General features: G+C 48.6%; 19 protein-coding genes and 1 pseudogene. 13 read left to right on the top strand and 7 right to left on the bottom strand.

Features of this window, described 5'->3' with window-relative positions:
• Window positions 1-98: 98 nt before the first annotated feature.
• The 4 genes from MKQ70_RS22145 to mnmE all read right to left on the bottom strand — a co-directional run bounded on the left by MKQ70_RS22145 (window position 99) and on the right by mnmE (window position 3,573).
• Window positions 99-365 carry a helix-turn-helix domain-containing protein gene (locus tag MKQ70_RS22145; protein ID WP_248074435.1) on the bottom strand — a complete coding sequence of 89 codons (267 nt, stop codon included), beginning with the start codon at window positions 363-365 and terminating at the stop codon, window positions 99-101.
• Window positions 366-369: 4 nt separating this feature from the next.
• Window positions 370-1,533, bottom strand: coding sequence for a tyrosine-type recombinase/integrase (locus MKQ70_RS22140; RefSeq protein ID WP_248074434.1), 1,164 nt, complete (start codon window positions 1,531-1,533; stop codon window positions 370-372).
• Window positions 1,530-1,925, bottom strand: coding sequence for a helix-turn-helix transcriptional regulator (locus MKQ70_RS22135; protein ID WP_248074433.1), 396 nt, complete (start codon window positions 1,923-1,925; stop codon window positions 1,530-1,532). The genes MKQ70_RS22140 and MKQ70_RS22135 overlap by 4 nt, the downstream gene beginning before the upstream one ends.
• Window positions 1,926-2,190: 265 nt before the next feature.
• Entirely contained in the window at window positions 2,191-3,573 is a 1,383-nt protein-coding gene (gene mnmE, locus MKQ70_RS22130) for a tRNA uridine-5-carboxymethylaminomethyl(34) synthesis GTPase MnmE (RefSeq protein ID WP_248074432.1), read from the bottom strand.
• A 666-nt stretch (window positions 3,574-4,239) separates the two neighbouring features.
• Between mnmE and MKQ70_RS22125 the strand changes: the two genes are divergently transcribed.
• From MKQ70_RS22125 to MKQ70_RS22085, 9 genes are all read left to right on the top strand, one after another.
• A complete protein-coding gene (locus MKQ70_RS22125; protein WP_248074431.1) occupies window positions 4,240-4,593 on the top strand; it encodes a carboxypeptidase-like regulatory domain-containing protein in 354 nt (117 codons plus the stop codon).
• Complete coding sequence (locus MKQ70_RS22120; protein WP_282457537.1) at window positions 4,590-6,791, top strand: SusC/RagA family TonB-linked outer membrane protein; 2,202 nt, start codon at window positions 4,590-4,592, stop codon at window positions 6,789-6,791. Before MKQ70_RS22125 ends, MKQ70_RS22120 begins: the two co-directional genes overlap by 4 nt.
• 11 nt (window positions 6,792-6,802) lie before the next feature.
• A complete protein-coding gene (locus MKQ70_RS22115) occupies window positions 6,803-7,471 on the top strand; it encodes a hypothetical protein (protein WP_248074430.1) in 669 nt (222 codons plus the stop codon).
• Window positions 7,472-7,490: 19 nt separating this feature from the next.
• Window positions 7,491-9,017, top strand: coding sequence for a RagB/SusD family nutrient uptake outer membrane protein (locus MKQ70_RS22110; RefSeq protein WP_248074429.1), 1,527 nt, complete (start codon window positions 7,491-7,493; stop codon window positions 9,015-9,017).
• Between the two features lie 889 nt (window positions 9,018-9,906).
• Window positions 9,907-10,338, top strand: coding sequence for a discoidin domain-containing protein (locus MKQ70_RS22105; protein ID WP_248074428.1), 432 nt, complete (start codon window positions 9,907-9,909; stop codon window positions 10,336-10,338).
• Between the two features lie 63 nt (window positions 10,339-10,401).
• Complete coding sequence (locus tag MKQ70_RS22100) at window positions 10,402-10,782, top strand: carboxypeptidase-like regulatory domain-containing protein (protein WP_248074427.1); 381 nt, start codon at window positions 10,402-10,404, stop codon at window positions 10,780-10,782.
• A gap of 20 nt (window positions 10,783-10,802) precedes the next feature.
• Complete coding sequence (locus MKQ70_RS22095) at window positions 10,803-11,141, top strand: TonB-dependent receptor plug domain-containing protein (RefSeq protein ID WP_248074426.1); 339 nt, start codon at window positions 10,803-10,805, stop codon at window positions 11,139-11,141.
• Entirely contained in the window at window positions 11,141-13,390 is a 2,250-nt protein-coding gene (locus MKQ70_RS22090; protein ID WP_248074425.1) for a SusC/RagA family TonB-linked outer membrane protein, read from the top strand. The genes MKQ70_RS22095 and MKQ70_RS22090 overlap by 1 nt, the downstream gene beginning before the upstream one ends.
• A 246-nt stretch (window positions 13,391-13,636) precedes the next feature.
• Window positions 13,637-15,361 (top strand): RagB/SusD family nutrient uptake outer membrane protein, encoded by a 1,725-nt coding sequence (locus MKQ70_RS22085; protein WP_248074423.1) that lies wholly within the window; start codon window positions 13,637-13,639, stop codon window positions 15,359-15,361.
• A 53-nt stretch (window positions 15,362-15,414) separates the two neighbouring features.
• Here the strand turns inward: MKQ70_RS22085 and MKQ70_RS22080 are convergent, their stop codons facing one another.
• Both MKQ70_RS22080 and MKQ70_RS22075 read right to left on the bottom strand, forming a co-directional pair.
• Window positions 15,415-16,152 (bottom strand): helix-turn-helix domain-containing protein, encoded by a 738-nt coding sequence (locus MKQ70_RS22080; protein ID WP_248074421.1) that lies wholly within the window; start codon window positions 16,150-16,152, stop codon window positions 15,415-15,417.
• The gene (locus tag MKQ70_RS22075) at window positions 16,149-16,346 is read right to left on the bottom strand and encodes a hypothetical protein (RefSeq protein ID WP_248074419.1); all 198 of its coding nucleotides are present in this window, start codon (window positions 16,344-16,346) and stop codon (window positions 16,149-16,151) included. The genes MKQ70_RS22080 and MKQ70_RS22075 overlap by 4 nt, the downstream gene beginning before the upstream one ends.
• A 156-nt stretch (window positions 16,347-16,502) precedes the next feature.
• On the opposite strand from MKQ70_RS22075, the gene MKQ70_RS22070 reads away from it, so the two are divergent.
• From MKQ70_RS22070 to MKQ70_RS39225, 4 genes and pseudogenes are all read left to right on the top strand, one after another.
• The gene (locus MKQ70_RS22070; protein ID WP_248074417.1) at window positions 16,503-17,117 is read left to right on the top strand and encodes a glycoside hydrolase family 78 protein; all 615 of its coding nucleotides are present in this window, start codon (window positions 16,503-16,505) and stop codon (window positions 17,115-17,117) included.
• Window positions 17,018-17,796: pseudogene (locus MKQ70_RS39235) on the top strand (family 78 glycoside hydrolase catalytic domain); the annotation flags it as partial. The gene MKQ70_RS22070 and the pseudogene MKQ70_RS39235, both read left to right, overlap by 100 nt.
• A 57-nt stretch (window positions 17,797-17,853) precedes the next feature.
• Window positions 17,854-18,663 carry an alpha-L-rhamnosidase-related protein gene (locus MKQ70_RS39230; RefSeq protein WP_308199517.1) on the top strand — a complete coding sequence of 270 codons (810 nt, stop codon included), beginning with the start codon at window positions 17,854-17,856 and terminating at the stop codon, window positions 18,661-18,663.
• Window positions 18,633-19,124, top strand: a complete 492-nt coding sequence (locus MKQ70_RS39225) for an alpha-L-rhamnosidase-related protein (protein WP_308199126.1) — start codon at window positions 18,633-18,635, stop codon at window positions 19,122-19,124. Before MKQ70_RS39230 ends, MKQ70_RS39225 begins: the two co-directional genes overlap by 31 nt.
• A 71-nt stretch (window positions 19,125-19,195) precedes the next feature.
• On the opposite strand, the gene MKQ70_RS22055 is transcribed toward MKQ70_RS39225, so the two are convergent.
• Window positions 19,196-20,035, bottom strand: coding sequence for a hypothetical protein (locus MKQ70_RS22055; RefSeq protein WP_248074416.1), 840 nt, complete (start codon window positions 20,033-20,035; stop codon window positions 19,196-19,198).
• Between the last annotated feature and the right edge of the window lie 42 nt (window positions 20,036-20,077).

Raw genomic sequence — 20,077 nt, 5'->3', positions numbered from 1 at the left:
GGATATGATGTATGAATATACGAAAATCGGCCGTCAGGGGCAAACGGCCACCGGGTTAACCACGGAGCTGGTTGTCTTGGAGGTAGCGGGTCACGTAATCATCGACGGAAATGCCGCTCCCTTTGTCGTATTGCTTCATGCATTGCAGGATGTCGGATTTGCGGAATGTAATGCTTTCCTAGCTTGGAGTACGGCAGTTCTCCACGGGAACATTTACTATACACGAGGCTCACATCGATCCGGAGGAAGTCCGCGACCTCCCTGGCCGACATAATGTGTTCCTCCTGCGGAGGCTGTCCCGTACCGCGGGCCACTTCCACCAGTTCAGACAACATGGCCTTCATCTCCCGGATGTCCGCCTCCATGTTTTCAATCCGCTGTTCCAATTCCTGCGTCATCATTCGGTTTCGGTTTAAGGTTATAGTTGAGCTTCATCGCCGCCTTCACCCGGTTTGAGTCGGGCACCTGCGCGTAGATCTGCGTGGTCTTGACGTGCTTATGGTTGAGCATCTTGCTAACGACATAAATATCTTCGCCCTTCTCGATCAGGCTGGTGGCGTATTTATGCCGCCAGTTGTGAAATTTGGCCTTGTCCTTCATCCCCACGCTCGAAAACCACTCCTTCAGCTTCGTCCGGGTGCGGCTGTAATTCAGGTCGGGAAAGACCAGCGCATCCTTCTCCCCGCGCGGCCCCAACAAATCGACGGCCTGCTGGCTGACGTAATGCTTGAATGACCGCTCCGGCTTGGGATCGATGATGTGAAAGTACCGTGCTTCCTGCCCGTTGGAATAGTGAAGGTCGCCCCATTTGAGAATCCGCAGCGCACTGAACCGGAACCCCGTCATCAGCGCGAACAGGGACGAACGATAAACGAGCTCGTCCTCGCAGGGGTTATCCAGCAGGAGCTGCAATTCCTCGTCGTCGATGATCTCGCGCGGCGAATCGACGTTGCTGATACGCGGCACCCGGAGCGTATAATCCTCCTGCAAATACTTGTCGCGAAACGCCGTCTGCACGATCAGCGCAAATTTATCGTAGTAGGAAGCGGCGGAGTTCTGATTGAGTTTGACCTTCTCCGATTTCAGTGAAGTCGTCGAAAGCAGAAAGGCTTTGAACTTCTTGAGAAATTCTTCGTCGAGGTGCCGGAAACGGAAATGATCCCCAACGAATTTCTTAAGGTATTTGATCGCCGTTTCGTAATGCATGGTATCTACCTTCTCCCGCTGCTTTGCGCGGATGAAGTTGAGGGCATATGTATAGAAGTCCGCCTCCAGCGCGTCCTGGTTGAAAAGCCCGTTAGCCTCCAGCATCAATGCGTTCATCCGTTTGAGATAGATCTTCTCCGCGATCTCCATGCAAAGGCTGTTCTCCTTCTTCTGTAAGGAAGTCACCGGGTTCTTGTACAGGTACAGCCCCAGCTTCTCGCGCCGCGTGTACGCTTTTTTCTGCGGGTTCCACACGGCCGGGAAGTAGTCAATATACAGGCTGAGCCGCCCGCTCTTCAGTTCCGTCGATCTCAGTTTTCCTCTCATACCGTACTGTATTTACGAACGATGAATTGAATAACCGTTTCCCGGTGGAACAATAGGTTCCGCCCGATCCTGATCTTCGGAAACTCCGGGTCTTTGATCAGCCGGAAAAGCGTCCGCTCGCTGAGGTTGGTGACCTGGGCCAGTTGCTGGATAGTGATCAGGTCTCCCATCCCCGCCGGAGCTTCCGCCTTCACCGCGCCAACTTTTTCAACGGGCGGCGAACTGTCTACAACTGCCGGGGCCTCCACCTTCTTCAACCGTTCCCGCTTCTCCCGCAACTTGTAATTCCGTTGCGCGCAGATCAACGAACAATACTTCGTCGTCGCTTTTTGCGCGATGAAGATCTCGTTGCAATGCTCGCAGACTTTCTTGATCCGTTGGTTGCTGCTCATGGACAAAAAGTTAAGTGTTCGAAATAGGCAAAACTGACCGGGAAAGACGCGAAGTGTCAATAACCGCCAAATACTGCCTTATACTGACAACTTCTCCTTATCTCCCCATCACGTTTTGTACTGTTTCATCTCAAAACAATACTAAGCCTTTTCAAAACACGAGCAAAATAAAACAGGAACAAAAAGGGCAATCCGCTGGATTGCCCTACTGGTATACATTACGTTAGATAAACAAAGAAAATTTAAAGCAATTAAAAACAAGCGTCTACTTCCCGATACAAAACTTCGAAAATATATAATCTAATCTATCCTCATTTGTTATATCCCCGGTAATCTCGGAAATATAATGGAGGCACCTCCTGATATCCAGTGCCAGCAAATCCCCCGGCAGTCCATTGTCCATGCCCGCCCGCACATCCAGTAGCGACCGCAGTACCTCCTGCAACGCCGCATAGTGCCGGGAGTTGGTCACCACGGTATCTTCCGTATTGATACTGCCGCTCATTACTTTATCCACCAGCGCATCTTTAAGCTGGTCGATGTGGTTATGCTGCCGTGCAGAGATGAAAAATATGTTAGGGATCTCTGCAAACTTAGCCACTGCTTCCGGCGCCAGGTCTGTTTTATTACCCACCAGCAGGTAGTTGATATTTTCGGATGTGAACATATCTACCTGTCGCTGGAGGTCTGCTGCGGAGTATTGTTGCACATCAAAAAGATAAATCACCAGTCCTGCTTCGCGCATTTTCTCAAGTGATTTTTGCACGCCGATGCTTTCTATCGCATCAACACTTTCCCGAATGCCGGCCGTATCTATCAACCTGAAGAGAATGCCTTTAATGTTCAGTATTTCTTCGATGGTGTCGCGTGTGGTACCGGCAATATCGCTTACAATAGCGCGGTTTTCATTGAGCAGCGTATTGAGCAATGTAGATTTGCCGGCATTGGGTTTACCGATAATTGCGGTGTTAACACCATTCTTTATTACGTTGCCTGCGCTGAATGAGTCTATAAGGTGTTTCACCACACCTGTAGCCGCAGTTACAAGTTCGTAAAACTGCGTTCTGTCTGCAAACTCCACATCTTCCTGGCTAAAATCAAGTTCCAGTTCGATGAGTGCCGAGAAACGGATCAGCTGTTCGCGTAATGCTTTCAGCTCACGTGAAAAGCCACCGCGCATCTGCTGCATCGCCGTTTGATGCGAAGCCGCCGTGTTGCTCGCGATCAGATCGGCTACGGATTCAGCTTGTGTAAGATCCAGCTTGCCATTGAGAAATGCGCGCTGGGTAAACTCTCCCGGCTTCGCCAGGCGCGCGCCGCAGAAAATGCAGGCGTCTATGATCTGTTGTTGTATGTAGGGCGAACCGTGACAGGAGATTTCTGTTACCTCTTCGCCGGTGTAGGAGCGGGGTGCGCGGAAAATGCTCACTACTACTTCGTCTATCGCCTTACCCGTTTGCGGATGCATCAATACACCGAAATGCAGCGTATGTCCGGCTGCTTCACGTAAATCTTTACCAGTAAAAAGTTTGTTGGTAATGGCGATCGCGTCGCCGCCACTTAGCCGTATTACCGCGATGGCGCCAATGCCGGGAGCGGTAGCCACTGCTACGATTGTGTCATGATGCCCTGCCAGTTTTCCTATCATATCGCTTGGAATGAATGGGCAAAATTACTATAATCGACGCAGTTTTCGCATGCTCTACTAATCCTATAGATTAAGCAAAAAATAAATCAATAAAAAAATAATGAATGTTACACAAAAGATGTAAATGTTATCAAATGCTAAAGTTTTTGTAAAAAATTGATGGGATTAATAATAAAATTTACGATTTTTGTTTCGGTGGTTATAGCATACAACAAAATTTTAACGCAGCGGTCCTCCACCACCGGGACATTTGTTTATGAGAGAAAGTTTATGGGAAGCAAAACAGTATACCTGTCCTTCTATTTTATGAGTTTATGAGTGACAATTAATGAGTGAGCAAAAAACAGAACTGTCGTAAAAACTGTTAGTGAGCGAATCATTTTGCAAACCAGAGTTTAGATCGTTTTACGCCAAATTTTTTAGGGATTTGTTTATGAGAGCCGGCGCTAAGCCGAAAATATCTATGAGTGTAGTATTTCTTTTGAACAAAATGTGAGTATAAAATGCCTGTAGTATGCTACTGGTAGCTCTCCCTATCTCCGTTTTAATTTAGATCGTCAGGATTCCTACTGGCGTAACGGAAGCGTATATCCTTTTCTTCCTGGTACAAGTCTTTGTTTATGGGTTTCCAACATCTATAGTTCTAAAATCTAAATCAAAATCTACATGAGGCAAAAATTGCTTGGTCTATTTCTAATGACGGTGCTACAGGTTACAGTAGCATATGCCCAGAACAAACAGGTGAAGGGCAAGGTTACCGATGCCAACGATGGCACTGGTATCCCGGGAACCTCGGTGATCATCAAAGGTACCAACACCGGTACGCAAACGGATGCCAATGGTAATTTTACCCTGACAGTTCCCGAAGGCAAAGAACTCATTTTCCGCTCTATCGGCTTTGGTGAAAAGACCGTAAAAGTTGGCCCCGGCGGTACTTTGAGCATTTCACTCAACTCACAAACCGGCGATCTGAACGAAGTAGTGGTGGTAGCATTTGGTAAAGCGAAAAAGAATCGCTGACCGGCGCCGTAACTTCCGTTACTGCGAAAGATATCGAGAAACGTCCTATTACCAACGCCCTCGGCGTACTGGAAGGTAGCGCGGCCGGTATCCAGGTAAACAATACCACTGGCCAGCCGGGCTCCGAGCCCTCTATCCGCATCCGTGGTTTTTCTTCTGTAAACGGTGTGAACTCCCCGCTCTATGTAATCGACGGTGTGCTGTTTGCAGGTAACATTTCCGATATCAACCCTAACGATATCGAGTCTGTTTCTGTGCTGAAAGATGCGGCTTCTTCCGCATTGTACGGTAGTAAAGCAGCCAACGGTGTAATTATCATCTCTACTAAGAAAGCGGCTAAAGGCAACGATGGCAGCATGAACGTAGTGGTGAACCAGGGTGTATACAGCCGCGGTATCAAAGAATATAAAACTTTGAACCAGAAAGATTTCATGGAAACCATGTGGCAAGGTTACCGCAACTTCCTGCGTTCAACCAATCCCACAACTTATCCAACCGATGCTGCTGCGAACGCGAAAGCTACTTCCAGCCTCGTTTCTGATTATTTATTCCTGAACATTTTTGATAAACCGGCCGACCAGCTGTTCGATGCGAACGGTAAAATGGTGGCTGATGCACAAATTCTGAATGGTTACCGCGATGATCTCAACTGGTTCGACCAGCTGGAGAGAATGGGCTATCGCCAGGATTACTCCCTGAGTGGCCGCGCTTCCGGTAAAAAGAGCAATCTTTATTACTCTGTGGGTTACCTCGATGAAAAAGGTTACCTCAAAACTTCAGACTACAAACGTTTCACAGGTAGGATCAATGCCGATATCCAGGCGAAAGAGTGGTTGAAATACGGCTTTAACGTAGCCGGTTCACACCAGAACTCTAACAACTCGCCCGGCGGTACAGGTTCCGCTGGTTCTATCGTGAGCCCGTTCAACTATGCAAGAAGCATCGCGCCGATTTACCCGGTACACCTGCATGATAAAACAACTGGTGAATACGTGTTGACTGTAGACGGTGAAAAACAATTCGACGAAGGTTCTACCACCCGTAACCAGCTGGTGGGGCGCCATACAATCTGGGAAAACCAGCTGAACAAAGACAAGGTTGTACGTAACACCCTCAGCGGTCAGTTATACCTTGACCTGCGTTTCCTGAAGGATTTCACCTTTACGGTGAAAGGCGATCTGAACGTACGCAACAGCGACAACGCTACCTACAGCAATGCTAAAATCGGTGATGGCGCCGGCCAGGGCCGTGCTTCACGCGATAACTACCGTTATAAAAACTACACCGCTCAGCAATTGTTGAACTGGGGTAAGTCTTATGGCTCACATAATGTAGATGTAATGGTAGGCCACGAAAACTACTATGAGAACATCGTAGAGCTGTATGGTTATAAAACAAAAGAAACTTTCGCCAACGAATACAGTCTGGTGAACTTTACTTCCATTACGTCGCTGACCGATCAGGAAGATAACTACCGTTCTGAAAGCTACCTGGGCCGCGCCCGTTATAACTTCGACAATAAATACTTTGTGGAAGGTTCAATGAGGAGAGATGGTTCTTCCAGGTTTGCACAGGATGTACGCTGGGGTAACTTCTGGTCAATCGGTGGTAGCTGGTTGTTGTCTAAAGAAAACTTCTTCCTGCCGGCTACTAAAATCGTAGACTATGCGAAACTGCGTGTGTCTTACGGTGAAGTAGGTAACGATGCGAGCGCGGGCCGTTATGGTTACATGGCGCTGTACAACATCGACCAGAACGCGAACCTGGCCGCACTGTACAAAAGCCAGCTGGAATCACTGAACATGAAATGGGAAACCACCGCGTCTATCTCAGCCGCTTTGGAAGCCCGCGTGTACGACCGTGTTAACTTTACTGCAGAATACTTCGACAAACGTTCCCGTAACCTGTTGTTCAACGTAAACCTGCCATTGTCTGCAGGCGCAACATCTTCTTCTGCTGCTGAAGCAGTTATCACCAAAAACCTCGGTTCTGTATCTAACAAAGGTTTCGAGCTGACGGTGGATGTGGATGTAATCCGCAACAAAGACTGGAGATGGAATGTAGGTGCGAACGCTACCTGGATGAAAAACGAAATCGTTAAACTGCCTGAGCAGAACCGTGTAGACGGTATCATCAACGGTAACTACAAATACCGGAAGGTCATGGTATCTATGACTTCTTTACTTACCAGTTCGTAGGAGTTGATCAGATGACCGGCAGCGCACTGTATGTTCCGGACAACGAGAAATACGATCCGAGCAACACCAGCGGCGACTGGCAGAAATACCTGGTAAACATCAATGGTACGAACTATACGACTTACCATACTTATGCTAAACGCGACTGGGCGGGTACAGCTATACCCAATGTATATGGTAGCTTCTCTACCGGTCTTACCTGGAAGAACCTGACACTCTCCGGTGTATTCACTTATGCACAGGGTGGTAAAACATACGACGATTCTTATCTGGGCCTGATGTCTATGTCCGGTTCCGTTGGCAACCTGCACAGCGATCTGCTGAAAGCATGGAACGGCGTTCCTGAAGGCATGACCGAAACATCTCCCAACCGCATCAAAGCTGGTGGCGTACCTGTTGTAGATTTCTCTAAGAGCATTTACAGCAACGCAATGTCTTCCCGCTTCCTGCAGGATGGTTCTTACTTCGTGATCAAAAACGTAGGTCTGAGCTACACCATGCCACAGGCACTGTTAAGAAAGATCGACTTTAATTCCGTACGCTTCAACCTGAGCGTTGAGAACCTGGCTACTTTCACCAAACTGCAGGGTATGAACCCCCAACAGCAGTTCAACGGCAGAAGCGTGAGCGCGTTCGTAACGCCTCGTGTAATGTCCTTCGGTGTTAACATTGGTTTATAACAAATAAAGAACTTAAGCGATGAATAAAATATTAAGTATAGGTTTATTGTCTTTCTCTCTGCTGGCGGCGTCCTGCGGTAAAGATTACCTGGATACCAAGCCTACGGGCGAAGTGAGCGCCGGAACGGTGTTTGAGACAACTGCCAACGCGAAACTGGCGATTAACGGTCTGGCTAAAATGATGACCCAGCAATACCTGAGCTCACAAGGCTTCAATGGTGAGGGCACCATCAAAATGTACTATGGTAACTATCCCGGCAACAACTTTTACGTGAACCTGTCTGGCTGGGCAGTAATCATCAATGGTACTTATAACGAGAATATCACCAGCATTTACTGCTACTATCCCTGGTATTACTACTATAAAATTATCGGCAACGCCAACACCATCATTACAAAAATTGATGCGGCTGCCGGTACTGAAGCAGAACGTCAGTTCATTAAAGCGCAGGCACTCACTTACAGGGCTTATGCTTATACGATGCTGGCGCAGCTTTATGGCAACCGTTGGGCTGATTCCAACAATGGTACTACTAATGGTGTAATCCTGAGGCTGGATGAGTCTACCGGCGATGCACCACTGGCTACCCTCGCACAAACGTATGCGCAGGTTTACACGGATCTGGACCAGGCTATTGACCTGTATACTAAATCTGCTAAGACCAGGACGGCTAATTACGAAATGAACATCAACGTAGCTTACGCTATCTATGCCCGTGCGGCCATTACCCGCCAGGATTACCCTACTGCCGAAGCAATGGCGGTAAAAGCAAGAACCGGTTATCCGCTGATGACGAATACAGAGTACAGGGCAGGTTTTGCCACACCTAACCAGGAATGGATCTGGAGCAGCTACGGTGCTACCGATGAAACCCTGTATTTCTATTCTTACTTCGCTTACATTGCTTACAACTCAAGCGGATCTGCTGTAAGAACCACACCTAAATGTATCAGCCGCGAGCTGTTTAACAAGATTCCCGCTACAGATATCCGTAAAGGCCTGTTCCTGGACCCGTTGAACTATACATACACCACTTCTACCGGTGTTGCTGGTACGGAGCTGAAGGCAAGAGCGTTCAGCCTGTTCCCTGCACTGCAGAGCAATGCTACACCGTTTGCGTATATGCAGTTCAAAATCAAAGCGAACGATATCCCGGGTGTTGGTAACCTGAACCACTTCCGTTCTTCAGAAATGTACCTGATCGAAGCAGAGGCCAAATACTTCCAGACCAAACCGGCTACAGAAATACAGGCGGTGATGAACGCGCTGAACAGAACTTCCGGTCGCGACGCCAGCTACAACTGTACTACAACCGGCACTGCGCTGCTGAACGAAATCAAAACTTACCGCAACATCGAGCTGTGGGGCGAAGGTTTCGACTGGTTCGATATGAAGCGCTGGGGAGATCCAATTGACCGTAAAGCATATGCGGCAGGTGGTAACTTCCTGAGCTCGCTGGCTGTGAAAATTGAGCCGAGCGCCAACAACAAATGGACATGGAAAGTTCCTCAGAAAGAAACCGACTATAATACAGCATTAGAATAGTACACTCATATTTTGATTTAGTACACAAGTTCCCGGGCCTTCGTGGTCCGGGATTTTTTTCATTAACAAATGATGAGTGGTCTGGAAAACTGCGGGGTTTAGCAAATACATGAAAAGATTTTTCCTGGCGGGACGGTAGGAGCCTTCGCCGGATATGCTTGCTGGTAAAGGGATTTAATCATCAAAATAAGAAAATAAAAGATGTATGTTTTAGGGCAGCTAAACCTAGATAAAAGTTGATGAAAGCAAAATTTTTATAAAAAAATAGTCGGCGCAGTTGGAATTTTAACAAATAATTATCGATCTTTAAATCGTGAAAAGAGCGTACACGTTAGGGATTGCGTATGGTCGTAGCCGTAAACGTTGTGCCGTTCAACTGGTAAGCAAGAGAAAACATGTCAACGGAGAAAAAGAAAATTGACTACTAAGAAGATTGTATTATTGTTTTACTAACCAAATCATAGGGTAACAGAAGCTGAATCGCTAACTTTTTTATGCAATAAAGCAAAATCGATTTAGCGGTCAAATCCAGGAAATTAGGCGTAACCTATGCCAGATGCAATAGTTCAATAATCAACTCAACCAGTGGAACCGGCCTGGCCGAACCCTTTATACGTATGAAAACGGAATAGAGATACATATAGCAAATCGCTAAATCGATTTTGCGTTATTGCTTTACCTGTACCGGGGTTGCGTGTCCTGCGCGCGCCCAGGCAATTGCTTTGCATTAATCTAAAAGACAAAAACAACGTGATATGATGATGTTCAAATCAACCAAAGTTAACACCGTGTTCTTCCCGGGCATGTTGCTGTTAGTACTGGCCAGCTGCGACAAAAAGAGGAGCGCACCTATGAGCTGCTGCCGCCTAGCCCTATTGAGCAGGTGGATATGACAGATCTTGGCGTACTCTCTGTTAATGTCGAAAACGAAGGTGGCAGAAACGCCGGCGAAGGATCTCCGAAAGTGGTCGACAATGACCTGGGATCCAAGTACCTGACAAATCCCTATCGCGACACGATGTGGATCGAGTTGAACCTGCTGGCTTCGCAGGCTATCGACGCTTACGAGCTGACGTCCGGTAACGATGCTGTCTCACGCGATCCTAAAAACTGGACACTGCGTGGTTCTAAAGACAGGATTACCTGGGTAGACGTGGATACCCGCGTTGATCAGGTATTTACCGACAGGAAAAAGACCAACCGTTACGAGTTCACCAACACGGAGTTGTACAAGTACTATCGCCTGTACATCACCAAACACAATGGTGATCAGCGTTTCCAACTGGCCGAGTTCCGCATCTTCGGTAAGCCTCAGTCTTAGTAAAGTCATTCGTACTGTTAATCACAGCTGCAGTAACAACTTAATCTCTTCAACACTTCAACTATGCTTCGAACTACATTCAGTAAGTTTCTCGTTGCCTGCACCATGCTCCTCGCAGGGTTGCTGGTAACCATGAACGTACTCGCGCAAGACGCTGTCATCAAAATCACGGGTGCCGTGAAAGATGAACTGAAGGCAGCCATGCCCGGCGTTACGATCGTCAATCTTTCCACCAGAGCGGGTACCACCACTAAAGAAGATGGTACATTTGAAATAAACGCTAAAAGAGGCGACAGCCTTTCTGCAAGAATGATCGGTTATGAACCGTTCAACTTCACTATCAGCAACATCATCCATTTTGAAATCACCCTGGCAGCTACCAATAACTCCCTCAATGAGGTGGTAGTAGTAGGTTTCGGTGAGCAAAAAAGATATCGCTCGTAGGCGCACAGTCTTCCGTTAAAGTGGAAGACATCAAAACGCCTGTGGCTAACCTGAGCGCCGCCCTGGCTGGTAGAATCGCCGGTCTGGTAGGTGTTCAGCGTTCCGGTATGCCGGGCTCCAACTCCGCCGACGTGTGGATCAGGGGTATTTCTACTTTCAATGGTTCCGGTAACTCCGCATCTCCATTGATCGTAGTAGACGGTGTACAGGGTCGTGACCTGAACGCATTTGATCCGGAAGACATTTCTTCTTTCACTATCCTGAAAGATGCTGCTGCCACTGCCGTATACGGTGTGGCTGGTGCAAATGGTGTAATCCTCATCAATACTAAAAGGGTGTACCTGGTAGACCTAACCTGATGTTTAACTACAACCAGGGGATTACCGCTTTCACCAAGGTGCCAGAACTGATGGACGGCGTTAGCTACATGAAACTCCGTAACGAAGCGCAGGTGAACTCCGGTATGAAACCTGAGTATTCCAACAACTACATCAACGGTACTATCAAACAGGAAGATCCTTATTTGTATCCTGATGTAGACTGGATGGAAGCCCTGTTCGGCAACACTGCCATGAACCGTCGCGCTAACTTCAGCGCACGTGGTGGCTCCGACTTCGCTAACTATTACACTTCACTGGCTTACTACGAAGAGGAGAGCCTGCTGAATACAGATGCACTCCAAAGCTACGATGCAAGCACCCGCTTCCGTCGTTACAACTTCACTACCAACGTTTCCATGGACTGGACCAAAACGACCAAATTCGAATTGGGTGTTCAGGGTTATGTAACACAAACCAACCTGCCTGGTATTAATCCGGAAGAAGCATTCGCCAACGTAATGCAGACCAACCCGGTATTGTACCCGATCATGTATCCGGGTGGTATCGTTCCGGGCGTTAGTTCCGCGGGCGCACAGCCAAACCCGTATGCGCAGGTTACACAGACTGGTTACCGCAACGTATTCGGCAACCAGATTTATTCTAATGCCCGCCTGACACAGGACCTGAAATTCTGGGTACCTGGTTTGAGCGCCAGCGTAATGTATTCTTTCGATGCATTCAACAGCCACACGATCGGTCGTACCCGCAACCGCAGTACTTACCTGTTGAACAGGGTAGTACCTTACCTGGATAACGGCGACATGAACCTGAAGCTGATTTCCCAGGGAACTAACGATCTGGCTTACTCCAGGGAAAACAACGGCCGCAGGGCTAACTACTTTGAGGCTGGCCTGAACTACACCAAGCAATGGGGTTCCGCACATAACGTAACTGGTATGATGCTGTTCAACCAGCGCGAAAGGGTAGAAGCATTCGCTGGTAGCGTTACAAGCTCACTGCCTTTCCGTAACAGAGGTGTGGCCGCAAGGGGTACTTATTCTTATAAAGACAAATACTTTGGTGAGGTGAACTTCGGCTTCAACGGTTCCGAAAACTTCCTGCCTGGTAAGAAATACGGTTTCTTCCCTGCATTCGGTGTGGGTTGGGTAGTGTCTAACGAAGACTTCTTCGAGCCGCTGAAAGATGTAGTGTCCTTCCTGAAAGTACGTTACTCTGATGGTTTTGTAGGTGATGGCAGCGGTGGTAACCGTCGCTTCGGCTTCCTGACCATTGTTAACACCGGCGCTGGTGGTTACAAATTCGGTTCCGGTACACAGACCACTTCATTCGGTGGTACCAACATCGACAGCTACGGTACAGATATCACCTGGGCGAAATCACACAAACAGGATCTGGGTCTGGAATTCAACCTGTTCCGCGACAAACTGACCGTTGTAACAGACGTGTTTAAAGAAAGACGTAGCGGCGTATTCCTGCAAAGGCAATCACTGCCCGGTTACGTTGGTCTGAACAGCGATCCATGGGGTAACTTCGGTATCATCGAAAACAAAGGTATCGATGGAACCATCACCCTGAACCCGATCAATATCGGTAAAGATCTGAACATCGATTTCCGCGGTACTTTCTCTTACAACAAGGATAAGGTAATCGATAACGACATGCCCCCTCAACCTTATGACTACATGGAAAGAAAAGGTGTAAACTACCTGTCTTACTTCGGTTATGTAGCGGAGAAACTGTTCACAGATCAGGCAGAAATCGACAAGAGCCCGAACCAGTCCTCACTCGGTGCTACCCGTCCGGGCGACATTAAGTATAAAGACCTGAACGGCGACAATATCATCGACGCAAACGACATTACCCGTATCGGTAATGGCGACGTTCCGAACTTCGTTTACGGTTTCGGTTTCAACGTTAGCTGGAAACAGTTTTATGCCGGCGCGTTCTTCCGGGGCGTGAATGGTGCAGACAGGCTGATCAACGGCGACGGTGTTATTCCATTCAACAACAGCACCGGTCCTGAAAGGAGCAACCTTTTCTGGCAGGCAGAAGACAGGTGGACAGAGGAGAATCCCAATCCACACGCATTCTACCCCCGCTTAGGTTATGGCGCTGCGGTGAATAAGATGAACTCTTACACTTCCTCATGGTGGGTAAAAGACATCAGTTTCATTCGTCTGAAAACTGTGGACCTGGGTTACAACCTGCCTAAAACAGTGGCAAAAAGCCTGAAGATGAAGAGCGCAAGGGTATACTTCCGGGTGTAAACCTCCTGTACTGGAGCAAGTTTAAACTGTGGGATCCTGAGCTGAACACCGGTAACGGTACGAGGTATCCGAACGTTAGGACTTTCAGCATCGGCGCACAAGCTAACTTCTAGCAGACTGCCGAAGGCTATTTCCTAATCATGTGTTGATAATGAACCGATAAAAAAATTCAAATGAAAAAATATTCTTCATACTTACAGCTGCTTTGGCAATAGGCATTTCGTCCTGTTCAAAGTACCGGACCAGGTGCCTGATGATGTACTTACTGTTGATGACATCTTCAAATCCAGGGCAAATACAGATAAGTTTCTCGCAAACGTTTACTCCTATCTTCCCAGCGAAAACCAGGAGCGTTACACGAACACCAACCAGTCCGGCGTATTTGTTGGTGCGTCCGACGAAGCGGTGTACAACTGGAGCTTCCCGTACAGCACGCAGCTGAACTCCAGCACCTGGGCTAAAACCGACGGTGCTATCAACAACTGGTGGAACAACTACTACAGAGGGATCCGCAATGCGACTTACTTCATGAGTAAGATAGACAGCGCGAATGCACTGGAAGTTCCGGAGTCTGTAAAGATTTCTTTCAAAGCAGAAGCACGTGCACTGCGCGCGATGTATTACTTCTTCCTGGTTCGTACCTACGGCCCGGTGGTAATTACGCACGACAACCTGATCGATCCGGGTGTAGATGTAGGCAACCTGAAAGAAGCCCGTTCTCCCATCGATACATGTATCGAATACATCGTGAGCGAATTGGATGCAGCTTCGGCCAACCTGAACTATACTCCATGGAACGGTGAAATTGGTCGTATTACTAAAGGCGCTTGTGCTGTATTTAAAGAGCAGGCCCTCATGTTGGCCGCAAGCCCTTTGTGGAACGGTAACACTGCCTACTCCGACTTCAAAAATATTGATGGAACACCATTGCTGAACACCACTTACGATGTGGCTAAATGGGCAAGAGCAGCGAAAGCAGCGAAGGATTTCATCGATGAATTTACTATCAACCGTACCGACTACGCGTTGTATAAAGAAACAAATTCAGATCCGTTCATGGCAGCCTACCTGTCTTGCCGTAACGTACACACTACCGAGTGGAACAAAGAGTGGATCTTTGCCCGTTCCAAAACCGGCAGCTACCTGCGTTACGACCGTACACCCAAACACGTAGGTCTGGCAGCAGACCAGCAGGGTGCAGGTGCACTGGGTGCTACCCAGGCGATGGTAGACGCGTACTTCATGAAAAACGGTCGTCCGATCACTGATCCGCTGTCTGGCTACGTTGCAACAGGTTTCAACAGCTTCAAAGCCCCGTACGATCCGTCATCCAGAACTACTTACAACCAGTGGATCGACCGTGAGCCCCGTTTTTATGTGGGTATCACTTACAATAACAGCTACTGGCTGTATGGCAGCAATATCGTCACCAATATGGAGTTTGCCGGTAACTCAGGCAGAAGCCAGAGTACTTCCGACGTATCTCCTACCGGTTATATCGTAAGAAAAGCGGTGCCGCAAACGGAAACTGAGCGTGGCTCTCCGCTGTTCCGCCTGGCACAGGTTTACCTGGACTATGCAGAAGCCCTGAACGAAAGTGATCCTGGTAATGCAGATATCCTGAAATACCTGAATGAGATCCGTACCCGTGCAGGTGTTGCCATCTACGGTGGTGCTGGTCTTCCCGCCCCTGCCGATCAGGATGCGATGCGTGCTGCGATCCGTGCGGAAAGAAGGGTAGAGCTGGCGTTCGAAACGGTTCGCTTCTTCGATACCCGCCGTTGGAAAATTGCTGAAGTGACCAACAACGCACCGATCTACGGTATGAACATGACTGGCAATGGCGCCGCGTTCTATACGCCCACCATCATCCAGCAGCGTGTATTCCGCAAAGAACGCGACTATCTGTTCCCGATCCCGAATGACGAGGTGCTGGTGAACAAGAATGTTGTGCAGAACCCGGGTTGGTAACAACTTATATCTATCAATAAAGAAAAGGCGCTTCGCAAGAGGCGCCTTTTTCTTTATTGGTAACGGACCACCTGTTCCCGGTAGCCTCCCGGCGTAATGCCTTCTATCTTCCTGAACACACGGGTAAAGTAGTTCACATCGTTAAACCCGCATATTTCGCTTACGGAGCGGATGTCGTGCCGTCCTTCACCCAGCAGTTTTTTAGCCAGTTTTACTCTCTCTATGTTGATGTACTCCAGCGGGCTGATACCCGCCTGCTCCTTAAACCATTTAAAGAACATATTGCGGCTCAGGTAAGATTGGCGGCATAGTTCCTCCACCGTTATCTTTTCCGAAAGGTTTTCTTTTATATAATGAAGGATGAAGTGCAACCTGCTGCGATTGCTGTTCGTTTCCTGCTCAAGTGCTGTGCGTTCCAGCCGCTGGTTCTGTACCAGGCGGATCAGCAACTCTTTCAGGGCTAAGTCAGCGTAAATGTTTTTAGCAAGATCGGAACTGCTGCATACTTTGATGATCTTGTTAATCAGGTCCGATATGTCAGTATTATTATAAAAATGGTATTGGGAATACTTCAATTCCCAGTTTGTCCGCTCGTCCGGCACGCCATTGTAATAGTCATTAAGATAACTCATTGTGTCGCTGATATATCCAGCATCTACCGCCAGCGCCATGCACTGCGTGGGATTATCGCGCCTCGCCTCGGGGAAATCGATGAGCATCGTTTCCCGCGCCGGCACAATAACGGTTTCGCCGGGCAGGTAATCGAATGCCGGATCGTCAAAAAGTTTCATGACTTTTTTCCCCGGATCATGCTGGTAATAATGAAATCGGAAAAGGTGAGCGGCAATGCCCATGCCTGTTCATAACTCTCGAAGATGTTCAGCTCGCAGTTGCGGAGGTTGAAGGTCCGACGGTTCTCTACCAGCGTTTGCAGCTGGTCGGCCGGTGTCAGGTCGATTTTCTGTAGATAGTTTTTGCGCGGCATAAACAAGGTAATGGTTTGGTTGTTGCCCGGGTTTTACATTCACGTCTCTCGAAATTTACGAAAAATATGGTACGGCCCGCCATTCATAAAAAAAATGAGGTGTATTAAGGGGAATATGCCTTATTGTGGTACTCTTGTAATATGTTAATCAGACAAATGAAGCGATTCAACTACCGTAACCTGCTGCTGGCCGCATTGCTGTCGGCTTTTTCGCTGACAACGCTGCGTGCCGCCGGGCCTGTTGGCCTCAAATGCGAGTACCTCGTCAATCCCATAGGATTAGACGCGGCGCAGCCACGTTTTACCTGGAAGGTGAATGATGATCGTCCTGGCGCATTGCAAACAGCTTATAAGCTCTCCGTGTACAACGATGCAGCTGGTAAAAGTCTTCGCTGGGAAAGCGGCAAAGTAAACGCTGCTGCCGTCCTGGCCAGTTACGAAGGCGAATCTTTGCAGCCTTTTACCAAATACTGGTGGAAGGTAGAGATATGGGACCAGGATGGCAAGGCATCCGTATCTCCACTGGCCACTTTTGAAACCGGTATGATGGGCAATCGCTGGCAGGGGCAGTGGATCAGCGATACCGGTGACCGCGACCTGAAACCGGCGGCCTATTTCCGCAAGGCATTCCATGCAAAAAAAAAATCCGTTCGGCACGGGCTTATATCGCTGTGGCCGGGTTATATGAATTGTACATTAATGGACAAAAGACCGGGAACCACCGCCTGGACCCTATGTACACCCGTTTCGACCGCCGCAACCTGTATGTGACCTACGACGTTACGCCGCAACTCAAAGCCGGTAATAACGCTATTGGCGTATTGTTGGGCAATGGTTGGTATAATCACCAGTCAACCGCGGTGTGGAACTTTCATAATGCCCCCTGGCGTGCGCGCCCGGCGTTTTGTTTTGATTTGCGGATAACGTATACCGATGGCTCGGAAGAAGTGATCAAGTCCGGTAACGATTGGAAAACTGCCCTGAGCCCCGTGGTATTTAATAGTATTTATACGGCAGAACATTACGACGCCCGCCTGGAGCAGCCGGGTTGGGCTACGGTGAAGTTCAACGATGCGCAATGGAAACCGGTGATCGCCCGCCAGGCGCCATCCAATAATATTGTCGCGCAGGCCATGCACCCGGTGGAAAATGTGGAAACAATTCCTGCAGCATCGATCCGCCAGTTTAATGATACGACCTGGCTATACGATCTTGGCCGCACTATTTCAGGGGTAAGCAAAATTAAAGTGAGCGGCCCCGCGGGCACTATAATCCGCCTGAAACACTCCGAAGATCTCGATAAGAGCGGTCGGGCGGATCTGGCGAATATCATTGTGCATTATCGTCCAAAGGATGATACCGATCCTTTCCAGACAGATATTTTTATCCTGGGGGAAAAGGAGAGGAGACCTTCATGCCGCGCTTCAACTACAAAGGATTTCAATACGTGGAAGTAACGAGCAGCCGCCCGGTGAAGCTGACGAAGGAAAGTCTGACCGGCTACTTCATGCACAGCGCAGTGCCCGTGGCCGGCAAGGTCCGGTCCTCCAGCGATATGATTAATAAGATATGGTGGGCTACCAACAATTCCTATCTCTCTAACCTGTTCGGCTATCCGACCGACTGTCCGCAACGCGAAAAGAACGGCTGGACGGGTGACGCGCACATCGCCAGCGAAACAGGCCTGTTCAGTTTTGATGGCATTACCGTATACGAAAAGTGGCTGGCAGATCACCGCGACGAGCAGCAGCCGAATGGCGTGTTACCTTCCATTATTCCCACCGGCGGCTGGGGATACGACTGGGGCAATGGCCCGGATTGGACGAGCACCATTGCCATCATTCCCTGGAATATTTATTTGTTTTATGGTGATAAAAAGCTGCTGACCGACTGTTACGATAACATTAAAAAATACGTGGATCATATCACGGAGATCAGTCCGAATGTGCTTACTACCTGGGGGCTGGGCGACTGGGTGCCGGTAAAATCCAAAACGCCGGTGGAGTTTACTTCCTCCTGTTTCTATTATAAAGATGTAATGATCCTGACCCGCACCGCGCAACTGCTCGGTAAAACTGCGGATGCAGAGAAGTACAGTGCATTGGCTGCAAAGATCAAAACTGCTTTCAACCAGAAATACCTTGACCGCGCAACCGCGATCTATGGACAAGGTGTGCAGACCGAATTGAGTTCCGCCCTTTACTGGGGACTTGTTCCGGAGGATATGAAGGCCCGGGTAGCCGCTAATTTAGCGAAACGTGTAGCGCAGGATAACTTCCACCGGATGTGGGACTGCTCGGCACCAAAAGCATCCTGAACGCATTGAGCGAAAACGGTTATGCAGATATTGCTTACAAAGTGGCCGCGCAGGAAGATTTCCCTTCATGGGGATATTGGATCAAATCGGGTGCTACTACATTATATGAAAACTGGGACCCGCATGCGAAATCCGATCTGTCCCGCAACCACATCATGTTCGGCGAAATCGGCGCATGGTTATATAAAGGTGTTGGCGGCATCCTGCCGAACGAAGCAGCGCCGGGCTTCAGCGATGTACTGCTCGAACCGCATTTTGTGGCCGGCCTCGATCACTTTGATGCAGAGCATGAAGGTCCTTACGGGTTGATTCAGTCTTCCTGGAAACGTACCGGCGACGGTGTTACCTATACCGCGGTTATTCCTGCGAATTCAACCGGTACCATAAGATTGGAGGTACCAGCGGGTAAAAACTATATAAAAATGGCGCGGAGGTTGCACTCGCAAAGGAGTATAAAGTAACGTCGGGCAAACATCTGTTCGAAATGAAATAATTAGAAAGGGGAAAGCAAAAACGCTTTCCCCTTTTAATACTACTGTGCGGGCGCAACCGCCGAGTTCTGATTCACAATCGGCCATACCCCGGGCGTCGGAAAACTGATGCCCTTGTTTTTACCCTTCACCTGCGCATCCTGGCCAAAGTAATATAGCGGCCAGCCTTTATAGGTGAGTTGCTTCTTTCCAAACACATCGATAATTGCAAAGTCACTTGCAGTAAGTGTAGACGGTAAACTCTTCAACGTCCCTGTCTCATAAATCGGCCATACGGCATTATTTGAGAAGTCTTCTTTCGTGAAATTGTTTTTCTTCGAACGGTCGTTTTTAAAACTGTACAGGGTGCGGCCATACGCATCTGTAAAGTATTGTACCACTTCCTGCCCCTCTACGTACGCACTGGTGTACTGTTTGCCATTGTGCCCGGTTAGCTGGTTGTTCATCAGGGCAATGGAATAATCCGATTTGGCGACGAACCAGACCTGGTTGACGTTTTCCCCTTTTACATCGGTGCTGGTGGCGTCGTCTTTGTAATAATACAATGGCCATCCTTTGTAGGTGGTTTGCTTCGCGCCATCCGTACGTGTGATGGTGGCGAAGTCGGCGGCTACGAGCGATGTATCCGCTTTCAGGTTTTCCACGTAAAACGGCGGCCAGGTGGCGGCGCACCCGCCGGTACATACCGAGTTGTCGGACGTATCGCGTGTAAAATAATACAGCGTCATTCCTTTCGAATCGGCCAGCACTTTACCTAACGTGGCCGTGGTTTTCACCATTACGTTCGCGGTGTCTTTCGGCGGTGCTTCGTTTTTCGAACAGGATACACATAGCAGTCCCGGCGCCATTACGGCGATCAATTTTTGCAGCAATTTTTGCATGTCCAGATAGTTTGAGGTTGAGTATCTGGATTGTATACGGCG

Origin of the sequence: Chitinophaga sedimenti, assembly GCF_023156195.1 — a bacterium.
Taxonomy (GTDB): domain Bacteria; phylum Bacteroidota; class Bacteroidia; order Chitinophagales; family Chitinophagaceae; genus Chitinophaga; species Chitinophaga sedimenti.
The sequence above is the reverse complement of the archived record's forward strand: the minus strand, read 5'-3'. Positions and strand labels throughout refer to the sequence as shown.

Coding starts and splice junctions, on each gene's coding strand:
- MKQ70_RS22075 (WP_248074419.1), bottom strand. CDS start 16,346: ATGCCGCGCAAAAACTATCTACAGAAAATCGACCTGACACCGGCCGAC.
- MKQ70_RS22080 (WP_248074421.1), bottom strand. CDS start 16,152: ATGAAACTTTTTGACGATCCGGCATTCGATTACCTGCCCGGCGAAACC.
- MKQ70_RS22055 (WP_248074416.1), bottom strand. CDS start 20,035: ATGCAAAAATTGCTGCAAAAATTGATCGCCGTAATGGCGCCGGGACTG.
- MKQ70_RS22100 (WP_248074427.1), top strand. CDS start 10,402: ATGCTTCGAACTACATTCAGTAAGTTTCTCGTTGCCTGCACCATGCTC.
- MKQ70_RS22125 (WP_248074431.1), top strand. CDS start 4,240: ATGAGGCAAAAATTGCTTGGTCTATTTCTAATGACGGTGCTACAGGTT.
- MKQ70_RS22115 (WP_248074430.1), top strand. CDS start 6,803: ATGACCGGCAGCGCACTGTATGTTCCGGACAACGAGAAATACGATCCG.
- mnmE (WP_248074432.1), bottom strand. CDS start 3,573: ATGATAGGAAAACTGGCAGGGCATCATGACACAATCGTAGCAGTGGCT.
- MKQ70_RS22135 (WP_248074433.1), bottom strand. CDS start 1,925: ATGAGCAGCAACCAACGGATCAAGAAAGTCTGCGAGCATTGCAACGAG.
- MKQ70_RS22090 (WP_248074425.1), top strand. CDS start 11,141: ATGTTTAACTACAACCAGGGGATTACCGCTTTCACCAAGGTGCCAGAA.
- MKQ70_RS39230 (WP_308199517.1), top strand. CDS start 17,854: ATGCACAGCGCAGTGCCCGTGGCCGGCAAGGTCCGGTCCTCCAGCGAT.
- MKQ70_RS22105 (WP_248074428.1), top strand. CDS start 9,907: ATGACAGATCTTGGCGTACTCTCTGTTAATGTCGAAAACGAAGGTGGC.
- MKQ70_RS22140 (WP_248074434.1), bottom strand. CDS start 1,533: ATGAGAGGAAAACTGAGATCGACGGAACTGAAGAGCGGGCGGCTCAGC.
- MKQ70_RS22110 (WP_248074429.1), top strand. CDS start 7,491: ATGAATAAAATATTAAGTATAGGTTTATTGTCTTTCTCTCTGCTGGCG.
- MKQ70_RS22145 (WP_248074435.1), bottom strand. CDS start 365: ATGGAGGCGGACATCCGGGAGATGAAGGCCATGTTGTCTGAACTGGTG.
- MKQ70_RS22070 (WP_248074417.1), top strand. CDS start 16,503: ATGAAGCGATTCAACTACCGTAACCTGCTGCTGGCCGCATTGCTGTCG.